Below are 16,582 nucleotides of genomic sequence, written 5' to 3' on the forward strand. Positions count from 1 at the left end.
AGCGCGCTTGCTTCAGCCCAAGGTACCCTCGCGAAGCTTGAAGCGCTGGATCTTTCCGGTCGCGGTTTTCGGAAGTTCCTCGACGAACACCGTGCTGCGCGGATATTTGTAGGGCGCCAATCGATCCTTGATGAAGGTCTTCAATTCGGCTTCGGATACGGCTACGCCCGGCCGTTGCACCACATAGGCCTTCGGCTTGGTCAGGCCATTCTCGTCAACGACGCCGACCACCGCGGCTTCCAGCACCGAGGGATGCTGCACCAACGTCGCCTCGATTTCGAACGGGCTGACATAGATGCCGCTGACCTTGAGCATGTCGTCGGTGCGCCCGGCATAGGAGTAGGAGCCGTCCTCATTGCGGATGTATTTGTCGCCGGACTTGGTCCAGCCGCCCTGAAAAGTCTCCTGGGTTTTCGCGCGGTTGCCCCAATACATCGTCGCCGACGAGGGGCCATGAATGTAGAGGTCGCCCGGTTCGCCGTCCGGCACCGGCCCACCAGCGTCGCCGCGCAATTCGATTTCGTAGCCCGGCACCGGCCAGCCGGTGGTGCCGTAGCAAACCCGATCGGGCAGATTCGACAGATAGATGTGCAGCATCTCGGTCGAACCGATACCATCGACGATGTCGATGCCGAAATGGCGCTGGAAGCGCTGGCCGATCTCCGCCGGCAGCGCTTCGCCCGCGGAGGAGGCCATCCGCAGTGTAATCTGCTCACGCGCTGGCAGGTTGGACGCGGCTAAAATGCCCGCATAGCCGGTTGGTGCGCCGAAGAAGACCGTCGGTTTCAAGCCGGCGACACCGCCGAGCCAGCGCTTGAACACCGCGTCCGGCGTCGGGCGCTCGGGCATCAGTAGCGTCGTAGCACCCACGCTCAGCGGAAAGGTCAGCGCGTTGCCGAGGCCGTAGGCGAAGAACAGTTTCGCAGCCGAGAAACAGACGTCGCTCTCCTGCAGCTGCAGCGTGTTGCGGGCGTAGAGTTCCGCAGTCCAGTACGGGTTCGCCTGGGTGTGGACGACCCCCTTCGGGCGCCCGGTTGAGCCGGAGGAATACAGCCAGAATGCCGGATCGTCGGCATGGGTGGCGGCGGGCTTCTGCAGTGGTGCGTGCGCGCCGACGAAGGCCTCGAATTCGACCTCGTTGGGTTCGAGCGGCGCGTCAGGGTGAGACACAATCACCTTGTGCACCTCGTGATCGCTCTTGGTCAGCGCCATCTTCAACGTGCCGCGCAGCGCGCCGCTGACCAGCACGGCCTGCGCGCGGGAATGCTCCAGCATGTAGGCGTAGTCGTCGCCGGTCAGTAGCGTATTGACCGCGACCGGGACGATGCCGGCGTAGATCGCGCCGAGGAATGCAATCGGCCAGTCGGTGCCATCAAGCATCAGCAGGAAGACGCGTTCTTCGCGCTTGATGCCGAGGGCGCGCAGGCCTGCCGCCGACCGCCTCGCTTTTTCGTCGAGCTGGGCGAAGCTGAGCGCGCTTGAGTCGTCGATGAAGGCCAGCTTGTCCGGCCGGCCGCAATTAGCCTGCAGCAGATGCCCGGCGATATTGAATCTCTCCGGCGGCGCAGCGACCCCTGCAGCGTTCATGGTGTCTCTCCCTGATCGTTCTTGCGTCCGGAAGCGATCTTGGCGCCGCTTTCCGGTCCATACTATCGCGGCGACCGGCTTCAGTCGCAACGCGCTGTTTCCTGGCCTGTCGCGCTCGCCATGTCGGCGAGCTTCCGGTGCCGGAAAGCTCCCCACAACGCAGCACCGAACGCACCGGCAAAAATCGAATCCGGATGACTTTCGATCGGCACGGTGATCTTGGCCTTGACGAGGGCGTCCTGCATGGCCTCGACAAGACCCTTGTCGAGCGCCAAGCCACCGGTCATTTGTACCATGCCGTCGATCGTGCCGAGGGTCTTGAGCAGCTTGGCGAGCCGGTCAGCCATCGATTCATGGATACCGCGCAGGATGTTCGGCGCGGTGATGCCGCGTGATACCATGTTGATGACGTCGGTCTCGGCCAGCACCGCGCAGATGCCGGAGACTTTTTCCGGATTGTCGGCCTGTTTCGAAAGCGAGCCGATCTCGTCCTGGGCGATGCCGAGATAGCGCGCGATGTTCTCCAGGAATTGCCCCGAGCCGGACGCGCACTGGCTGGTCATCTTGTAGGACAGCACCTTGCCGCGATTATCCATGCGGATGGCGCGGCCGTGCAGCGCGCCGGTGTCGAGTACGGCGCGGCTGTCCGGCCGCAGATAAATCGCGCCGCGCGCGTGCGTGGTCATCGAATAGAAATGCCCAGTGTGGAAGTCGAGGGCCTCACCTTCTCCGGTGGTGGCGCAATAGGCGATATCGGCGCGCGTAAGCCCGGCCTCCTTCAGAACATTGTCGTAGACGTCGCCGGCGAGTTTGAGCGGATCACGCTGCCGTACCCGCTCGACCAGTTTGCCGAGGCAAATTTCTTCGTCGTCGCCCACCTCGAACAAGGCCACCTTGACAGCGCCGGTTCCAACATCGATCCCGGATGTGATCGGCATGAGTTTCCTCCTTACGACGCGATGGCGCGACGGGCGAACTCGGATGCCCCGAGCGCGCCGGTGTAGATCGAGTCGGGATTGATGTTGATCGTCACCTCGCCGTAGTTCTCCTTGATCAGCTTGCGCAATTCGCGCACCGCCGCCTCGTTCTTGGCGACGCCACCGGTGAAGGTGAACTGGTCGGTCACGCCGCCCGAGCGCGAAATGATCGAGATAGCGCGTAAAATGATCGCGCGGTGAAGGCCGGCGAGGATGTCCTCGCGCTTCTCGCCGAGTGACAGTCGGTCGCGCAGTTCGGCTCCGGCGAACACCGTGCAGGTCGAGTTGATGCGGGCGGGGCGGTTCGACTTCATCGCCAGTGGCCCGAGCTCGTGCAGGCCGACGTTCATTTCGTCGGCGATGTAGCCGAGATAGCGTCCGCAGCCGGCGGCGCAGCGGTCGTTCATCTGGAAATTCTCGACGATACCCTGGCCGTCGATCTGAATCCCCTTGGTGTCCTGGCCGCCGATGTCGAGCACGGTACGGGTCGCCGGATACATCATGTGCGCGCCGAGACCGTGGCACAGGATTTCCGAGCGGATATGCTCCTTGGAGAACGGCAGCGTGACCCGGCCGTAGCCGGTTCCGACCAGATAGGTCTCTTCCAGTTCGATGCCGAGCGCGTCCTCGATCATCCGCGTATAGTCGCCTTCCCCATCGGCGATGTGCGAATCGGTGTCGAGCATGCGCGCGATGCCACGGCGAAACTTCTCGCTGAGCTCGCCGCCCGGCGGTCGGTTCTCAACCTCGATGATCGACTTGTCGTAGGCATTCAACACGATCTCGAGCGCAACGCCCATCTCGCGCGCGACGGCTTCGGCGTGGACATGGTAGCGGGAGCCGGCGATGTCGCGGAAGAAGTCGGACTTGCGCTTGGCCTCCGGTGCGTAGAGCAAAGGCGCCTCGGCCCGCAATCGGATGAACACTTCGTGCAGCGCCTCTTTCAGCGCGTCGGCGACGGAAGCGAAGCGATCACTCTTCAACTGGCCGTGGCAGGTCTCCTCCAAATCGTCGAGCTGTTCGAGGAATTGGACCAGGCGAAAATTGCGTTCGAGCGCGGCCAGGAATTCGCGGCTGTGCTCGTGGCCGGAGTCGCCGGCGTGTAACGCACGGCGAAACAGCGTGAAGCGGGCGTCGATCCGCGCTTCCTCCGAGGCGACCCGCGCCGCTGTCGCGTAATTCGACCGCGAATTGGTGATGCCGCGGCCGATCACTTCTTTGTTTTGGTCGAGCAGCACCGCCTTGGTGGTGGTCGAGCCGAGATCGATACCAATAAAGGTGCGCATCATCCCTCCTCAGGCCGCGCCGCGCAGACCGGCGCGCTTCTGCTCGATCATCTGGAAATAGCTCTCCAGCCGGTTCTTGACGTTGGCTGCGGAGAAGTAGCGCGGATCGACCAGGTCGGTTTCGATGAAGGCCGCGGGCTTGCCGGTGCGCTTCTCGACCTCACGCATCATCAGAAGCTGGCCGGCCGAGAACGAATTGCAGCTCTTGATCGAATTGATCAAAAGCCCGTCCGCCTCGTACTCGTTCATGTAGTTCTCCAACATGTCGACACGCATCGGCAAATTGCGGTTGGTGTAGACATTGAGGCAATATTCGGCGAGCGACTCCAGCGGCCGGTCGGGGTCGTGGCGGAAGCCGAGATCATAGGTGCCGCCGACCTTGGTGTAACTGGAGGCGACCACGACCGCGCCTTCGTCATAGAACATCTTCCAGAACTGACGGAAATTAGTGTAGTTCGGCGGGCCTTCGACCACGAGGCGATAACGCTCCTTGCCCATGTCGCCATCCGGCGTCACCGGCCCTTTGCCCTCGGCGATCCGCTGTTCGACCTCGGCGCGCAGGAACTTGTAGTATTCAATCGCTTCGTCGGTGCCGCGGAAGGCGCCGAAGATCGGCCCGATATAATAGATGCCTCCAAAATAGGCGTCGATCGGCGAGGGCTTGTTCTTGGCCGACTGCAGCACCCAGACGTGATCGTCCTCCGCCTTGGCGGATTTGCGGAGGTAGTCGCGCAGCCGGTCGATGTCGAACTTGACGCCGGAGATCCGCTCCAGCTTCGGGATCACGTCCAGCTTCAGCTGCTTCACCATGTAGCTGATCATGTCCTTGGTGATCTTGCCGTCGGCGAGGTACGGCGTCTGGAACATTATGGTTTCGCAGTTGTATTGGCGGCGCAGCAGTTCGAACCACTTCATGAAGGTGAAGCAGCCGGTATAGGACAAGAGAAGCACGTCCGGGTCCGGCAGGCGGCGGCCGTTGGGGCCGATATTGCCCTTGGCCATCATGCCGATGTCGGATTTCACGTAAGTGCAGACGTCTTCGGAATGGCCGAGCTTCTCCGCCTCCATGACGAAAGCGCCGCTCTGCTTACGCAGGCCGTTCTGGATGGCGTTGACCTCCGGCAAATTGTTGATCATGTCGAAGCACATCAACAACTCGTTGAGATTGCCCGGCACGAAGGTCGCGGCGACCTTCTCGCCGCGCTCCTTGGCGTTTGCGAGCCGGTCATAATGGGCGTTGACCATCTCCTTCTGCCGCGCCATCGAGGCGTCCTTGGTGGCCTCCGGCGGCTTGGTCTTCGGTCCGACGATGATGGTCATGCCCCGCTCCACAGTTTGATCGAATCGGCGAAGGTGCCGGCCTGCTCGCGGATCGGCTGCATCTGGCCGGAATTTTCGGCGTATTTGAAAGCGATCTGCGGGATGTTGTGGCTCTTCAGCACCGCCTGCAGCATCGGGCGCTCCAGCAGGCCGGGATCGCAGAAGCTGGTCATCGCGAAGATCACGCCCTCGGCGCGGTTCTTGCGCACGCTATCGACGAGATAAAGGCCCTTCTTGGCCTCGTCGGGCTCGTATTTCGGCGGTGTCGATTTGGAATCGTGCAGATAGGCGTTCGCCAAATTCTTCAGCGGATCGCCGTCGAGCGCGACGTCGGAATTCTCCCAGCGGGTGACCAGGATGAAATCGTCATCGACTATGTAGCAGCCCGACAGCTCGATCGACTTGATGAGGTTGAGCGGCGGCTGCTCGCAGAACATGCCGCAGATCACCACGCGGGAATTGTCCTTGATCGGCCGCTGCTGCAGCCGCGCGGCGGCGAGATATTCTCCGAGCAACTGATTGTGCTGCTCGACCGGGATCACCATACCGGCGCGGAGCAGCAAATATAGCTCGGAGGAGGGAACATTCCACGGCTCAACCGCGCGTAGCGCGTAGAGCTCGCGGATCAGTCGGCGGTTCTCGTTGAACGCAGCGACCGAGGCGCGCAGGGCTTCGGTGGTGATCGGCTTACCGGTCATTCCGGAGAGCCACTCGCAGGTCTCGCGCAATTCGCTGACATAGAAGTCGCCGCCGAGGTCATCCTCGAAATTGTGCGGCAGATCGATATAGCGCGCGCCCTTCTCGGGAAACATCAGCTTCCACATCCCCGACAGATTGCGGATCACGTCGCAGATCGAGGGAAACATCATGCCGTCGACGAAATCGAGCCTGCCGGAAACGCCGAGCTCGATGGTCGAGCGCGGAATTCGGCAGATATAGCTCTGGTAATAGGCGTCGCCGTGGATGACCTCTAGCTGGTCGCCACCGCCGAAGATTCCGAGTGGCAGCCCGCCGGCTGCATGTACCAGCTCGCGCGGCGCGTAGTAGGGCAGGAAGCCGACCACGATGCGGCCGGGTTCGGCCGCCTTCCATTCGCGGGCGGCGGTGAAACTGAGGTCGGAAAACAGCGCTTCGCAGCGGGCGACGATGTCGCCCGTGGTCTGGCGCGCCCTGTCGAGCATGCCGTGATCCTCCCTGTACTCCGCGCCACTCGCCGGAGCGTTGGTCCGTCGGCGGTGAGTCCCGCCGTGCTATAATGTAATCTAGTATTGGAATGCGAGAAATGGATTTGACGTGGATCAAATCCGTTTCACGATCGTGGCGTCCGCGCTCGCCGCACCGCAGCGTGATATTGTTGGTACCAGCCACTCAACCGTCATGGCCGGGCTTGTCCCGGCCACCATGTCCTTCATCGTGCACGGCTCTCAAGATATGGATGCCCGCGACAAGCGCGGGCATCCCGCTTAGGAAAGTCGCCTATCAAATATCGATGGCAATTTTGCCGAACTGCTGGCCCGCTTCGAGATGTGAGAATGCCTCGCGGACTTGGTCGAGCGGGTAATGGACATCGATCGGCGGCGTGATCCGTCCGGCGGCGCACCATTCGATCAGTTTTGCGAATTCGTCGGGATTGCCGAGCGTCGATCCGAAAATCTGCAATTGCCGGATGAATACCCGGCGCAGATCGGCGGAGGGGTTGTCGCCGATGGTGGCGCCGCAGGTGGCGATCCGGCCGCCACGCACCAGGCATTTCAGCGCCGCGCTCCATATCGCGCCGCCGATGTTTTCTATCACCACGTCGACGCCTCGGCCGCCGGTCAATTCCATCACCGCGGCGGGGATCTTGTCGGCCGGGGCGTCGATCGCCGCATCCGCGCCGAGCGCGCGAGCGTGGGCCGCCTTCTCGGCGCTGCGGGAAGTGACGAACACGCGGGCGCCGGCCGCCTTGGCGATCTGCAGCGCCGCCAACGACACGCCGCCGCCGATGCCGAACACCAGCACGGTTTCGCCGGGTTGCAGGTTGGCCTTGTTGAACAGCATTCGCCAGGCGGTGAGATAGTTCACGCCCAGCGCTGCTCCTTGTGCAAAATCGAGAGCGTCGGGAATCTCAAGTGCGTTGCCGGCCGGGACGCTAACATACTCGGCCATCGTGCCGTTGCAATGCTCGCCGAGCAGGCGCATCTTGGCGCACAGCACCGGTTCGCCGCGCTGGCAGAATTCGCAACGGCCGCAGACCAGGCCTGGATAGATCGTCACCCGCCGGCCGATCAGCGCGGCGTCATCGGCTTCTTCGATTACTCCGGCACCATCGACGCCCATGATCTGCGGCAGCGAATGGGTGATGCCCGCGCCGCTGTCGCGCATATAGAGGTCGACGCGGTTGACGGTCGCGGCCTTCATGCGGATCAGCACCTCGCCCGGCTGCCGTATCGGTATCGGCCGCTCGCCAACGACGATGACCTCGTTGCCGCCATGCCCAGTCATAAAGGCTGCCTTCATTGCTTCCACCCCATCTCACTTTTGATCGTGTTTTACGATTGTCGTCGTGGCGAACCTTCAACGATTGTCAAATGTTTCGGTCTGGATCGACGTCAGGCGCGCCCTCATCGATCCGCTTCATATTGTCGAGAATCTTGAGCAAATAGTGCAGCGCATGCGTGGTGTCGTTGATCGAGAAATCCGCAAGCACCTGATCGTAATAGGCGCGGATCTTGGGCTGAGCGAGAACATGCCAAACATGACGCCCCCTGTCGGTCATTGTCACCAAGCGTGAGCGACGATCGCGTTCATCCGGCAGGATCTCGACGTGCCCGTCGCGCTCCATGCGGCCGATCAGCCCGGCGAGATTCTGCCGGCTGACCATCAGATAGCGCGCGAGATCGCCGATACTCATCCCTTCCTTGGCGGCAGGCCGCGACAGCGCTCCCAGCACCGCCCATTGCTGGGTGGTGATTCCCTCCGCTTCGACGGCGCGCGTCCCGGTTTTATGCAACATATTGGCGCATTGGTAGAGCCGAAAAAACAATCGGTTAGCCAATTCGATCTTTGTCGTGGCGTTATCAGAAGCAGTTTTCGTATTCCGTGCCATCGACTCCCTCTTGCGGATTTCTGTTCAGCGCGATAGATATAGCAATATATTGTCCTAAAAGCCAAGCGGCCGACGACGACCGTCGGCAAATAGCCGGGCAAGAACAAACACCGGGAGAGGGAGTAAGCGGGGATGGCGCGTCTGCAAAACAAGACTGTCGTGATCACGGGCGGCGGCGGCGGCATAGGCGGGGCCACCTGTCGAAAATTCGCGCAAGAGGGCGCCGAGGTCGCGGTGCTGGATCTCAATCTCGAAGCGGCGGAGAAAGTAGCCGCCGAGATCCGCGCGGCCGGTGGCACCGCCGAGGCGTTCAAGTGCGACATCGCCGATCGGGCCAGCGTCAACGCCGCGGTGGCGGCGACGCAAACAAAGCTCGGCCCCATTGACGTGCTGGTCAACAACGCTGGCTGGGACATCTTTAAGCCTTTCGCCAAATCCGACCCCGGCGAGTGGGAGAAGCTGATCGCCATCAACCTGACCGGTGCACTGCATATGCATCACGCGGTCCTGCCGGGAATGGTCGAGCGCCGCTACGGGCGAATCGTCAATATCGCCTCCGATGCCGCGCGCGTCGGTTCCTCTGGCGAGGCAGTGTACGCGGCTTGCAAGGGCGGCCTGGTCGCCTTCTCAAAAACGCTGGCGCGCGAACATGCCCGCCACGGTATTACCGTGAACGTCGTTTGCCCCGGTCCAACCGATACCGCGCTGCTGGCCGGCGTCACCTCCGGCGCGCCCAATCCAGAAAAACTGGTGGAGGCCTTCACGAAGGCGATCCCGCTCGGGCGGCTCGGCCAGCCGGACGATCTCGCCGGCGCGATCGTGTTCTTCGGCAGCGACGAGGCATCGTTCGTCACCGGTCAGGTGCTGAGTGTCTCCGGCGGCCTGACCATGAACGGCTAAGCAAAAGCAACAACAGGAGGAAAGCTCATGAAGTTCGAGGACCTGATCTACGACATCCGCAACGGCGTGGCCTGGATCATAATCAACCGCCCCGACAAGATGAACGCGTTCCGCGGTACCACCTGCGACGAGCTGATCAAGGCGCTTTACAAAGCTGGCTACGACAAGGACGTCGGCGCCATAGTGCTGACCGGCGCCGGCGATCGCGCCTTCTGCACCGGTGGCGATCAGACCACCCATGACGGCAATTACGATGGCCGCGGCACCGTGGGCCTGCCGATGGAAGAACTGCACACCGCGATCCGCGACGTGCCGAAACCCGTCATCGCCCGCGTCCAGGGATATGCGATCGGCGGCGGCAACGTGCTGGCGACGATCTGCGACCTGACGATCTGTTCGGAGAAAGCGATCTTCGGCCAGGTCGGCCCGAAGATGGGCTCGGTCGATCCGGGCTACGGCACGGCTTTCCTCGCCCGCGTGGTCGGCGAAAAGAAGGCGCGCGAAATCTGGTACATGTGCCGCCGCTATTCCGGCAAGCAAGCCGAAGCCATGGGGCTGGCCAATCTCTGCGTGCCGCACGAGGAACTCGACGTCGAAGTGCAGAAATGGGGCGAAGAACTGTGCGAGCGCAGCCCGACCGCGCTCGCCATCGCTAAGCGCAGTTTTAACATGGACACCGCGCACCAGGCCGGCATCGCCGGCATGGGCATGTATGCGCTGAAGCTCTATTACGACACCGACGAGTCGCGCGAGGGCGTCAATGCGCTGAAGGAAAAGCGCAAGCCAGAATTCCGCAAATACATCAAGTGACGCCTTAGCCGGATCGTTGAGTGACCGCCGGGGGCATCCCCCGGTGTATGGACGCAATCAGGAGGCGGATCGGTGAACCCTTATCTCAATGAAGACCTGGTTGCGCTGGCCGATCAGGCCCGGCGATTTGCCATCGATCGCATCGCGCCCGGATTTCAGGAGCGCGACAAAACGCGCGTTCTTGACCGCGGCGTGATGAAGGCGATGGGTGAGATGGGATTTATCGCTCCAGAGCTGCCGGAAGTGTTCGGCGGTCTCGGCATGGGCAGCCTCGCCGCCGGCGTCATCCATGAGGAGGTCGCGCGCGCCGATCTCAGCATCTCCTACATCAATCTGCTGGCCTCACTGAACGGACAGATTTTGTCCCAGCACGGCCGGCCCGAGATCGCCAAGCCTTGGCTTACGAGGCTGCTGGCTGGCGATGCGCTGATCGCGATCGCGCTCACCGAGCCTCGCGGCGGGTCGGACGCCGCCAATCTGCGGCTGCGCGTCGAGCGCGACGGCGATAACTATATCGTCAATGGCGAGAAGACCTCGATCTCCGCCGCCGACCAGGCCGACGCCGCGGTGGTGTTCGGGCGCACAGGAACAGTTGAGTCCGGCGCGCATGGTGTCACGGCGCTGCTGATTCCGATGGACCTGCCGGGGATTACCCGCAGCCGGTTCGACTGCCATGGCCAGCGCGCCATCGGCCGCGGCTCGCTGTTCTTCGAAAACGTCCGCGTACCCGGCTCGCATCGCCTCGGCGATGAGAACAAGGGCTTCGTGCAGGTGATGCAGGGGTTCGATTTCTCGCGCGCGCTGATCGGGATGCAGGTGCTGGCGGTGGCGCGGGTCGCGCTCGAGGAAACCTGGGCCCATGTCGCGGAGCGGCAGGCGTTCGGTCAGCCGTTGTCGGCGTTCCAGGGCGTGTCGCATCCGCTCGCCGATCTCGACACCCAGGTCGAAGCCGCGCGTCTGCTGTGCCTGCAGGCGCTGTGGCTGAAGGACAACGGCGCGCCACACAGCAGAGAAGCTGCGATGTGCAAATGGTGGGCGCCGAAACTCGCCTACGACGTCGTGCATGAGTGCCTGCTGACGCACGGCCATGGCGGGTACGATCGCGGCGTGATGGAGCAGCGCTTGCGCGACGTGCTCGGCTTCCAACTCGGCGACGGCACCGCCCAGATCATGAAGACCGTCATCGCGCGCAGCCGGGCCGGCCGCGCCGCCGTTCCGGCGTGAGCAGCGCGCCAGCACAGACGACACCCACATACAGGGGGAGATCATCATGGAATTCGATGCCATCCTGCTGCCGGCACGTCGTGCCGAAAGCATCGCCCGGGGCCATTGGCACGATCGCACCATCAACGACGATCTCGACGCCTGCGTCGCCGCTTGCCCAGACAAGACCGCGCTCGCGGCCGTGCGTCTCGACGGTGACCAGACCCGCCGATTCAGCTATCGCGAACTCGCCACGCTTGCCGACCGCGTCGCGGTCGGGCTGTCGCGACTCGGCGTCACTCGCAACGACGTCGTCGCGATGCAATTGCCGAATGGCTGGCAGTTCAGCGTCCTTTATCTGGCCTGTTCGCGGATCGGCGCGGTGCTCAATCCGTTGATGCCAATTTTCCGCGAGCGCGAATTGTCGTTCATGCTGAAGCACGGGGAGGCCAAGGTGCTCGTCGTGCCGAAGACCTTCCGCAATTTCGATCACGAAGCCATGACGCGCGGTCTGCAGCCGCTATTGCCGGCGCTGCAACAGATCGTTGTGGTCGGTGGCGGCGGCGCGGATGATTTCGAAACGCTGTTGACGATTCCGGAATGGGAGAAGGCGCCGGATGCGCCTGCGATCCTGACCAACCATCGCCCGGGGCCCGACGACATCACGCAACTGATCTACACCTCCGGCACCACCGGCGAGCCCAAGGGCGTGATGCACAGCGCCAATACGCTGATGGCCAATATCATTCCTTATGCGCGGCGGCTGAAGCTCAGTCAGGACGACGTCATCCTGATGGCGTCGCCGATGGCGCATCAGACCGGCTTCATGTATGGGCTGATGATGCCGATCATGCTGCAGGCGAGCGCCGTGCTGCAGGATGTCTGGGAGCCGGCGAAGGCGGCCGAACTGATCCGCACTGAGCGCGTCAGTTTCACCATGGCCTCGACTCCGTTCCTGACCGATCTCACGCGGGTCGTGAAAGAGAGCGCCCTGCCTGTTCCGAGCCTGAAAACCTTTCTCTGCGCCGGCGCGCCGATTCCGGGGCCGCTGGTCGAACAGGCGCAAGCAGGCCTCGGTGCGAAAATCGTCTCCGCCTGGGGTATGACAGAGAACGGCGCGGTCACGCTCATCACACTCGACGACGACGACAAGCTGGCGTCGACCACCGACGGCTGCCCGCTGCCCGGCGTCGAAGTGAAGGTGATCGATGGTGACGGCGCCGCGCTGCCCGCGGGGCAGATCGGACGCCTCGTGGTGCGGGCATGCTCGAATTTCGGCGGCTATCTGCGACGCCCGCAATGGAACGCCACCGATGCGGAGGGCTGGTTCGATACCGGCGACCTCGCCTACATGACCCCCGCCGGCTACATCCGCATCAGCGGCCGCAGCAAGGACGTCATCATCCGCGGCGGGGAGAACATCCCGGTCGTCGAAGTTGAAGCGCTGCTCTACAAGCATCCCGCCGTTTCCCAAGTCGCGATTGTCGCCTATCCCGACGAGCGCCTCGGCGAGCGCGCCTGCGCGGTCGTCGTGCTGCGGACGGGAGAGACGATTGATTTCCGGACCATGGTCGAATTTCTGAAGACGCAAAAACTCGCGGTCCAGTACATCCCGGAACGGCTGATTGTGCGCGAGGCGATGCCCGCGACCCCTTCCGGAAAGATTCAGAAATTCCGGCTGCGCGAAATGCTGCAGCAGAACGATCTATAGGACAGTCAACGCCAATCGCCGACCCTACGCCGGTCGGCATGCATGAGACATCGTCAGCGCGCTGTATGGAGTGAGGGAGCAAGCTTGTGGCAGAGAACGTGATCATCGTCGAACGAGAAGGCCGAGTCGGACTCGTCACGCTCAACCGCCCGGAGATGCTCAACGCGCTCAACGACGAGTTGATGGATGCGCTCGGCACGGCACTGCGCGATTTCGACGCCGACGATGACATCGGCGCCATCGTGATCGCCGGCAGCGCGCGGGCCTTCGCCGCGGGCGCCGATATCGCCGTCATGGCCGAGTGGAGCTACAGCGACGTCTACAAGTCGAACTTCGTCACCCGGAACTGGGAGACCATCCGGCAGGTGCGCAAACCGGTGCTGGCCTCGGTCGCGGGTCTGGCCTATGGCGGCGGATGCGAATTGGCGCTGGCCTGCGACATCATCGTCGCCGCGCGCAGCGCCAAATTCGCGCTGCCGGAGATCAAGCTTGGCCTATTGCCCGGCGCCGGCGGCACCCAGCGGCTGCCGCGCGCCATCGGCAAGGCCAAGGCGATGGACATGTGCCTGTCCGGCCGTCCGCTCGAGGCCGACGAGGCCGACTGCTACGGGCTGGTGTCGCGCGTGGTCGATGACGACAAGCTCCGCGAAGAGACCTTGAAGCTTGCGATGACCATCGCGTCGTTCTCCGCCCCCGCATTGATGGTGCTGAAGGAAACCCTCAATCGCGCGTTCGAGACGCCGCTGAGCGAGGGCATATTGTTTGAACGGCGGGAAATGCATGCCCGGTTCGCGGCGCCGGATGCCCGCGAAGGCATCACGGCATTTCTGGAGAAGCGGAAGCCGAACTTCACCCATCGCTGATCCAGGCAGATCGCCCAACTCGCGCGGTCCCGCCACCGCGTCGCGTTGTTCACTCAGGAGCTTCAAATGGCCTTACCCCCACCGCGCCAACATTTTCGCTGGGACGATCCGCTTTCGCTCGATGGCCAGATCACGGAGGACGAACGCGCCGTCCGCGACACGGCGCACGCCTACTGCCAGGAGCAATTGCTGCCGCGAGTGGTGCAAGCGTTCCGGCACGAGCAGACAGATGAGGGTGTGTTCCGAAGCATGGGTGAACTCGGCCTGCTCGGCGCGACCATTCCGGAGACGTTTGGCGGCGCCGGCCTGAACCACGTCTGCTATGGCCTGATCGCGCGCGAGGTCGAGCGCGTCGATTCCGGCTACCGTTCGATGATGAGCGTGCAATCGTCGCTCGTGATGGTGCCGATCCTCGAATTCGGCAATGAGGCGACAAGGCAGAAATATCTGCCAAAACTCGCGACCGGGGAGTGGATCGGCTGCTTCGGCCTCACCGAGCCCGATCATGGCTCCGACCCGGGCGGCATGATTTCCCGGGCACGGAAGGTCGATGGCGGGTATCGGCTATCCGGCGCGAAGATGTGGATCACCAACAGCCCGATCGCCGACGTTTTCGTGGTCTGGGCCAAGGACGACGCCGGAGAAATCCGCGGCTTCGTGCTCGAAAAGGGCTGGCCGGGCCTGAGCGCGCCGGCGATCCACGGTAAGGTCGGCCTGCGCGCGTCCATAACCGGCGAGATCGTGCTGGACGATGTGTTCTGTCCGGAGGAGAACGCGTTTCCGGAAGTGCGTGGCCTCAAAGGCCCGTTCACCTGCCTCAATAGCGCCCGCTACGGCATCGCCTGGGGCGCGCTCGGCGCGGCCGAAGACTGTTATCTCCGTGCCCGGCAATACGTTCTCGATCGCAAGCAGTTCGGCCGTCCGCTGGCCACCAATCAACTGGTGCAGAAGAAGCTTGCGGATATGCTCACCGAGATCACGCTGGGGCTGCAGGGGTGTCTGCGATTGGGACGCCTGAAGGACGAAGGTGCCGCGCCGGTCGAGATCACATCGATCATGAAGCGCAATTCATGCGGAAAGGCGCTGGAGATCGCCCGCGCCGCGCGCGACATGATGGGAGGCAACGGCATCAGCGACGAATTCGGCGTCGCGCGCCATCTCGTCAATCTGGAAGTGGTCAACACCTACGAGGGCACGCACGACGTCCATGCGCTGATCCTTGGTCGCGCCATTACGGGCATCGCGGCGTTCAACTGAGCCATTTCGCTTAGCGCCCTTTGCTGCGTGGGTGCAGATCGCGCCGGTGTACGTTGCTGGTGATGCCAATGCAATGCGTCGATCAACATGCTGCGCGGAGAGCGCAACAAGGCGCGCCTGCAGATCCGCGAGAAATTCCCGGCCTATGCCGACCTGGTGTCGCCAAAGCCGCCCACTGTTAAGCAGATCAAAGCCACGTTGGTCGATGACGAGGCGCTGCTGTCATTCTATTTGGGCCAGAACGGCAGCTTTGTCTGGGCGGTCCCAAGACCGGCCCGGTGGTCTTCGCCGCGATCAACGCCACCAGCGGCGAATTGAATCCGGGGTGCGCAAGCTGCGCGAGGCGTTGGAGCCACAGGCGGCAATGATTTCCGATATTCCCGAATTCGATCTGAAGCTGGGTTACGAGCTCTATTCGTTGCTGTTGAAGCCGGTCGAAAGCGGCTGGAAGCCTGCGAAAAACCTGATCGTGGTCACCAACGGCGCGCTCGGTCTGCTGCCGCTGTAGTTGCTGCCGACCGCGCCGAGCGAGGTCAAGCCTGACGACGATCCACTCTTTATCGGCTACCGCAATGTGCCGTGGCTGGCGCGCACTCACGCGGTGACGACGGTGCTCCGCAGCGGCGTTGCGGACTCTGCGCAATCTGCCGCCCGGCAAGCCAAATCGGGGCGAGTTGATAGCGTTCGGCGACTCCTATTTCAGCCTTGAGCAGCAGGCCGAGGCCGAGAAAACTAACTCGTCGATGCTGGTAGCCGACGCCGGTAGCAACGTTAGACGCGGAGTGCCGCTGAAGCGGCGCAGTAGCCCGAAACTGGAAGGCGTCGAAAGTGCCGACCTCGCAATGCTGCCGCGGCTTCCCGACACCGCCGAAGAATTGAAATCAATCGCGCTGGCATTGCAGGCCGATCCGTCGAAGGTGCTCAATCTCGGCAAACAAGCCAACGAGCAGAGCGTGAAGGCACTCAATCTCTCGGGTTTCAAAGTGCTGGCATTCGCGACCCACGGCCTGGTCCCCGGCGAATTGAACAGGCCGACCCAACCGGCGCTGGCGCTTTCCTCGCCGGCCGTCGCGATCTTGCGCTTTGATGGCACTCCCATGGCCCCGAAACACCATCCCACGCCCCTGTCCGGCGGCGACAGTGAACCAGCGGTGGCCGGGGCCGTTGTGGGGCAGCCCGCCAAACGCCGGGTTGCCTCAGCCAGCGGCGCGGCGGAGGGTGAAAAGGCCGAGATCGAGGGGGGTAATCGGATGAATCCCTCTCCCGCTACCACTGATCCCCTCCCACTGAACGTCTCGGGAACGAATCCGAATTCGTCAATTGTACGGTCGTCCCTAAACTCCGACGCGCGGACCGCTTGCGATTTGCCGATCGACGCCATTCCGCCGCCGAGGATCCTCACCGCAGCAAGCCCGAAAGCGGACGCCGTGGCGCGCGGGATTGAGCCGCGCCGAGCTGCGAGCACTTCAGCTTGATGGCTTGCGCCGCGTTCCAGGTCACATCATAGCTGATGCGCAGTTGCGATACCTCGGTGATTGGATGCTGCAGCGCGCCCGCTACATGACGCTGGAAACCATCGC

At 63.0% G+C, this 16,582-nt stretch carries 17 protein-coding genes; 10 read left to right on the top strand and 7 right to left on the bottom strand.

Features of this window, described 5'->3' with window-relative positions:
* Nucleotides 1-12: 12 nt before the first annotated feature.
* The 5 genes from RPC_RS05155 to bcrC form a co-directional block, all read right to left on the bottom strand.
* Nucleotides 13-1,587, bottom strand: coding sequence for a benzoate-CoA ligase family protein (locus RPC_RS05155; protein ID WP_011471495.1), 1,575 nt, complete (start codon nt 1,585-1,587; stop codon nt 13-15).
* Nucleotides 1,588-1,667: 80 nt separating this feature from the next.
* Nucleotides 1,668-2,525: a benzoyl-CoA reductase subunit D gene (gene bcrD / locus RPC_RS05160; RefSeq protein ID WP_011471496.1), complete on the bottom strand. Its 858-nt coding sequence runs from the start codon at nt 2,523-2,525 to the stop codon at nt 1,668-1,670.
* An 11-nt stretch (nt 2,526-2,536) separates the two neighbouring features.
* Nucleotides 2,537-3,850, bottom strand: coding sequence for a benzoyl-CoA reductase subunit A (gene bcrA, locus RPC_RS05165; protein ID WP_011471497.1), 1,314 nt, complete (start codon nt 3,848-3,850; stop codon nt 2,537-2,539).
* Nucleotides 3,851-3,859: 9 nt separating this feature from the next.
* Nucleotides 3,860-5,170, bottom strand: a complete 1,311-nt coding sequence (gene bcrB, locus RPC_RS05170) for a benzoyl-CoA reductase subunit B (RefSeq protein ID WP_011471498.1) — start codon at nt 5,168-5,170, stop codon at nt 3,860-3,862.
* Nucleotides 5,167-6,351, bottom strand: coding sequence for a benzoyl-CoA reductase subunit C (gene bcrC, locus RPC_RS05175; protein ID WP_011471499.1), 1,185 nt, complete (start codon nt 6,349-6,351; stop codon nt 5,167-5,169). The genes bcrB and bcrC overlap by 4 nt, the downstream gene beginning before the upstream one ends.
* A gap of 112 nt (nt 6,352-6,463) precedes the next feature.
* Here bcrC and RPC_RS26000 point away from each other — a divergent pair, with 112 nt between their 5' ends.
* A complete protein-coding gene (locus RPC_RS26000) occupies nt 6,464-6,637 on the top strand; it encodes a hypothetical protein (RefSeq protein ID WP_157043142.1) in 174 nt (57 codons plus the stop codon).
* 12 nt (nt 6,638-6,649) lie between these two features.
* Here the strand turns inward: RPC_RS26000 and RPC_RS05180 are convergent, their stop codons facing one another.
* Nucleotides 6,650-7,669, bottom strand: coding sequence for a zinc-binding dehydrogenase (locus RPC_RS05180; RefSeq protein WP_011471500.1), 1,020 nt, complete (start codon nt 7,667-7,669; stop codon nt 6,650-6,652).
* Nucleotides 7,670-7,736: 67 nt separating this feature from the next.
* Nucleotides 7,737-8,258 (bottom strand): MarR family transcriptional regulator, encoded by a 522-nt coding sequence (locus RPC_RS05185; RefSeq protein WP_011471501.1) that lies wholly within the window; start codon nt 8,256-8,258, stop codon nt 7,737-7,739.
* Between the two features lie 132 nt (nt 8,259-8,390).
* Between RPC_RS05185 and badH the strand changes: the two genes are divergently transcribed.
* The 9 genes from badH (at nt 8,391) to RPC_RS26715 (ending at nt 16,477) form a co-directional block, all read left to right on the top strand.
* The gene (gene badH, locus RPC_RS05190) at nt 8,391-9,158 is read left to right on the top strand and encodes a 2-hydroxycyclohexanecarboxyl-CoA dehydrogenase (RefSeq protein ID WP_011471502.1); all 768 of its coding nucleotides are present in this window, start codon (nt 8,391-8,393) and stop codon (nt 9,156-9,158) included.
* Nucleotides 9,159-9,185: 27 nt separating this feature from the next.
* The gene (badI, locus tag RPC_RS05195) at nt 9,186-9,968 is read left to right on the top strand and encodes a 2-ketocyclohexanecarboxyl-CoA hydrolase (protein WP_011471503.1); all 783 of its coding nucleotides are present in this window, start codon (nt 9,186-9,188) and stop codon (nt 9,966-9,968) included.
* A 72-nt stretch (nt 9,969-10,040) separates the two neighbouring features.
* Nucleotides 10,041-11,192: a cyclohexanecarboxyl-CoA dehydrogenase gene (gene aliB / locus RPC_RS05200; RefSeq protein ID WP_011471504.1), complete on the top strand. Its 1,152-nt coding sequence runs from the start codon at nt 10,041-10,043 to the stop codon at nt 11,190-11,192.
* 46 nt (nt 11,193-11,238) lie between these two features.
* Nucleotides 11,239-12,882 carry a cyclohexanecarboxylate-CoA ligase gene (gene aliA, locus RPC_RS05205; RefSeq protein WP_011471505.1) on the top strand — a complete coding sequence of 548 codons (1,644 nt, stop codon included), beginning with the start codon at nt 11,239-11,241 and terminating at the stop codon, nt 12,880-12,882.
* A gap of 86 nt (nt 12,883-12,968) precedes the next feature.
* Entirely contained in the window at nt 12,969-13,745 is a 777-nt protein-coding gene (locus RPC_RS05210) for an enoyl-CoA hydratase-related protein (protein WP_011471506.1), read from the top strand.
* Nucleotides 13,746-13,811: 66 nt separating this feature from the next.
* Entirely contained in the window at nt 13,812-15,002 is a 1,191-nt protein-coding gene (locus RPC_RS05215) for an acyl-CoA dehydrogenase (RefSeq protein ID WP_011471507.1), read from the top strand.
* Between the two features lie 87 nt (nt 15,003-15,089).
* Complete coding sequence (locus tag RPC_RS26705; RefSeq protein WP_041801426.1) at nt 15,090-15,320, top strand: hypothetical protein; 231 nt, start codon at nt 15,090-15,092, stop codon at nt 15,318-15,320.
* Between the two features lie 7 nt (nt 15,321-15,327).
* A complete protein-coding gene (locus RPC_RS26710; RefSeq protein ID WP_041801428.1) occupies nt 15,328-15,510 on the top strand; it encodes a hypothetical protein in 183 nt (60 codons plus the stop codon).
* 118 nt (nt 15,511-15,628) lie between these two features.
* Nucleotides 15,629-16,477 (top strand): CHAT domain-containing protein, encoded by an 849-nt coding sequence (locus tag RPC_RS26715; RefSeq protein ID WP_415914797.1) that lies wholly within the window; start codon nt 15,629-15,631, stop codon nt 16,475-16,477.
* The last annotated feature ends 105 nt before the right edge of the window (nt 16,478-16,582 follow it).

It is taken from the genome of Rhodopseudomonas palustris BisB18 (assembly GCF_000013745.1).
Taxonomy (GTDB): Bacteria; Pseudomonadota; Alphaproteobacteria; order Rhizobiales; family Xanthobacteraceae; genus Rhodopseudomonas_A; species Rhodopseudomonas_A palustris_F.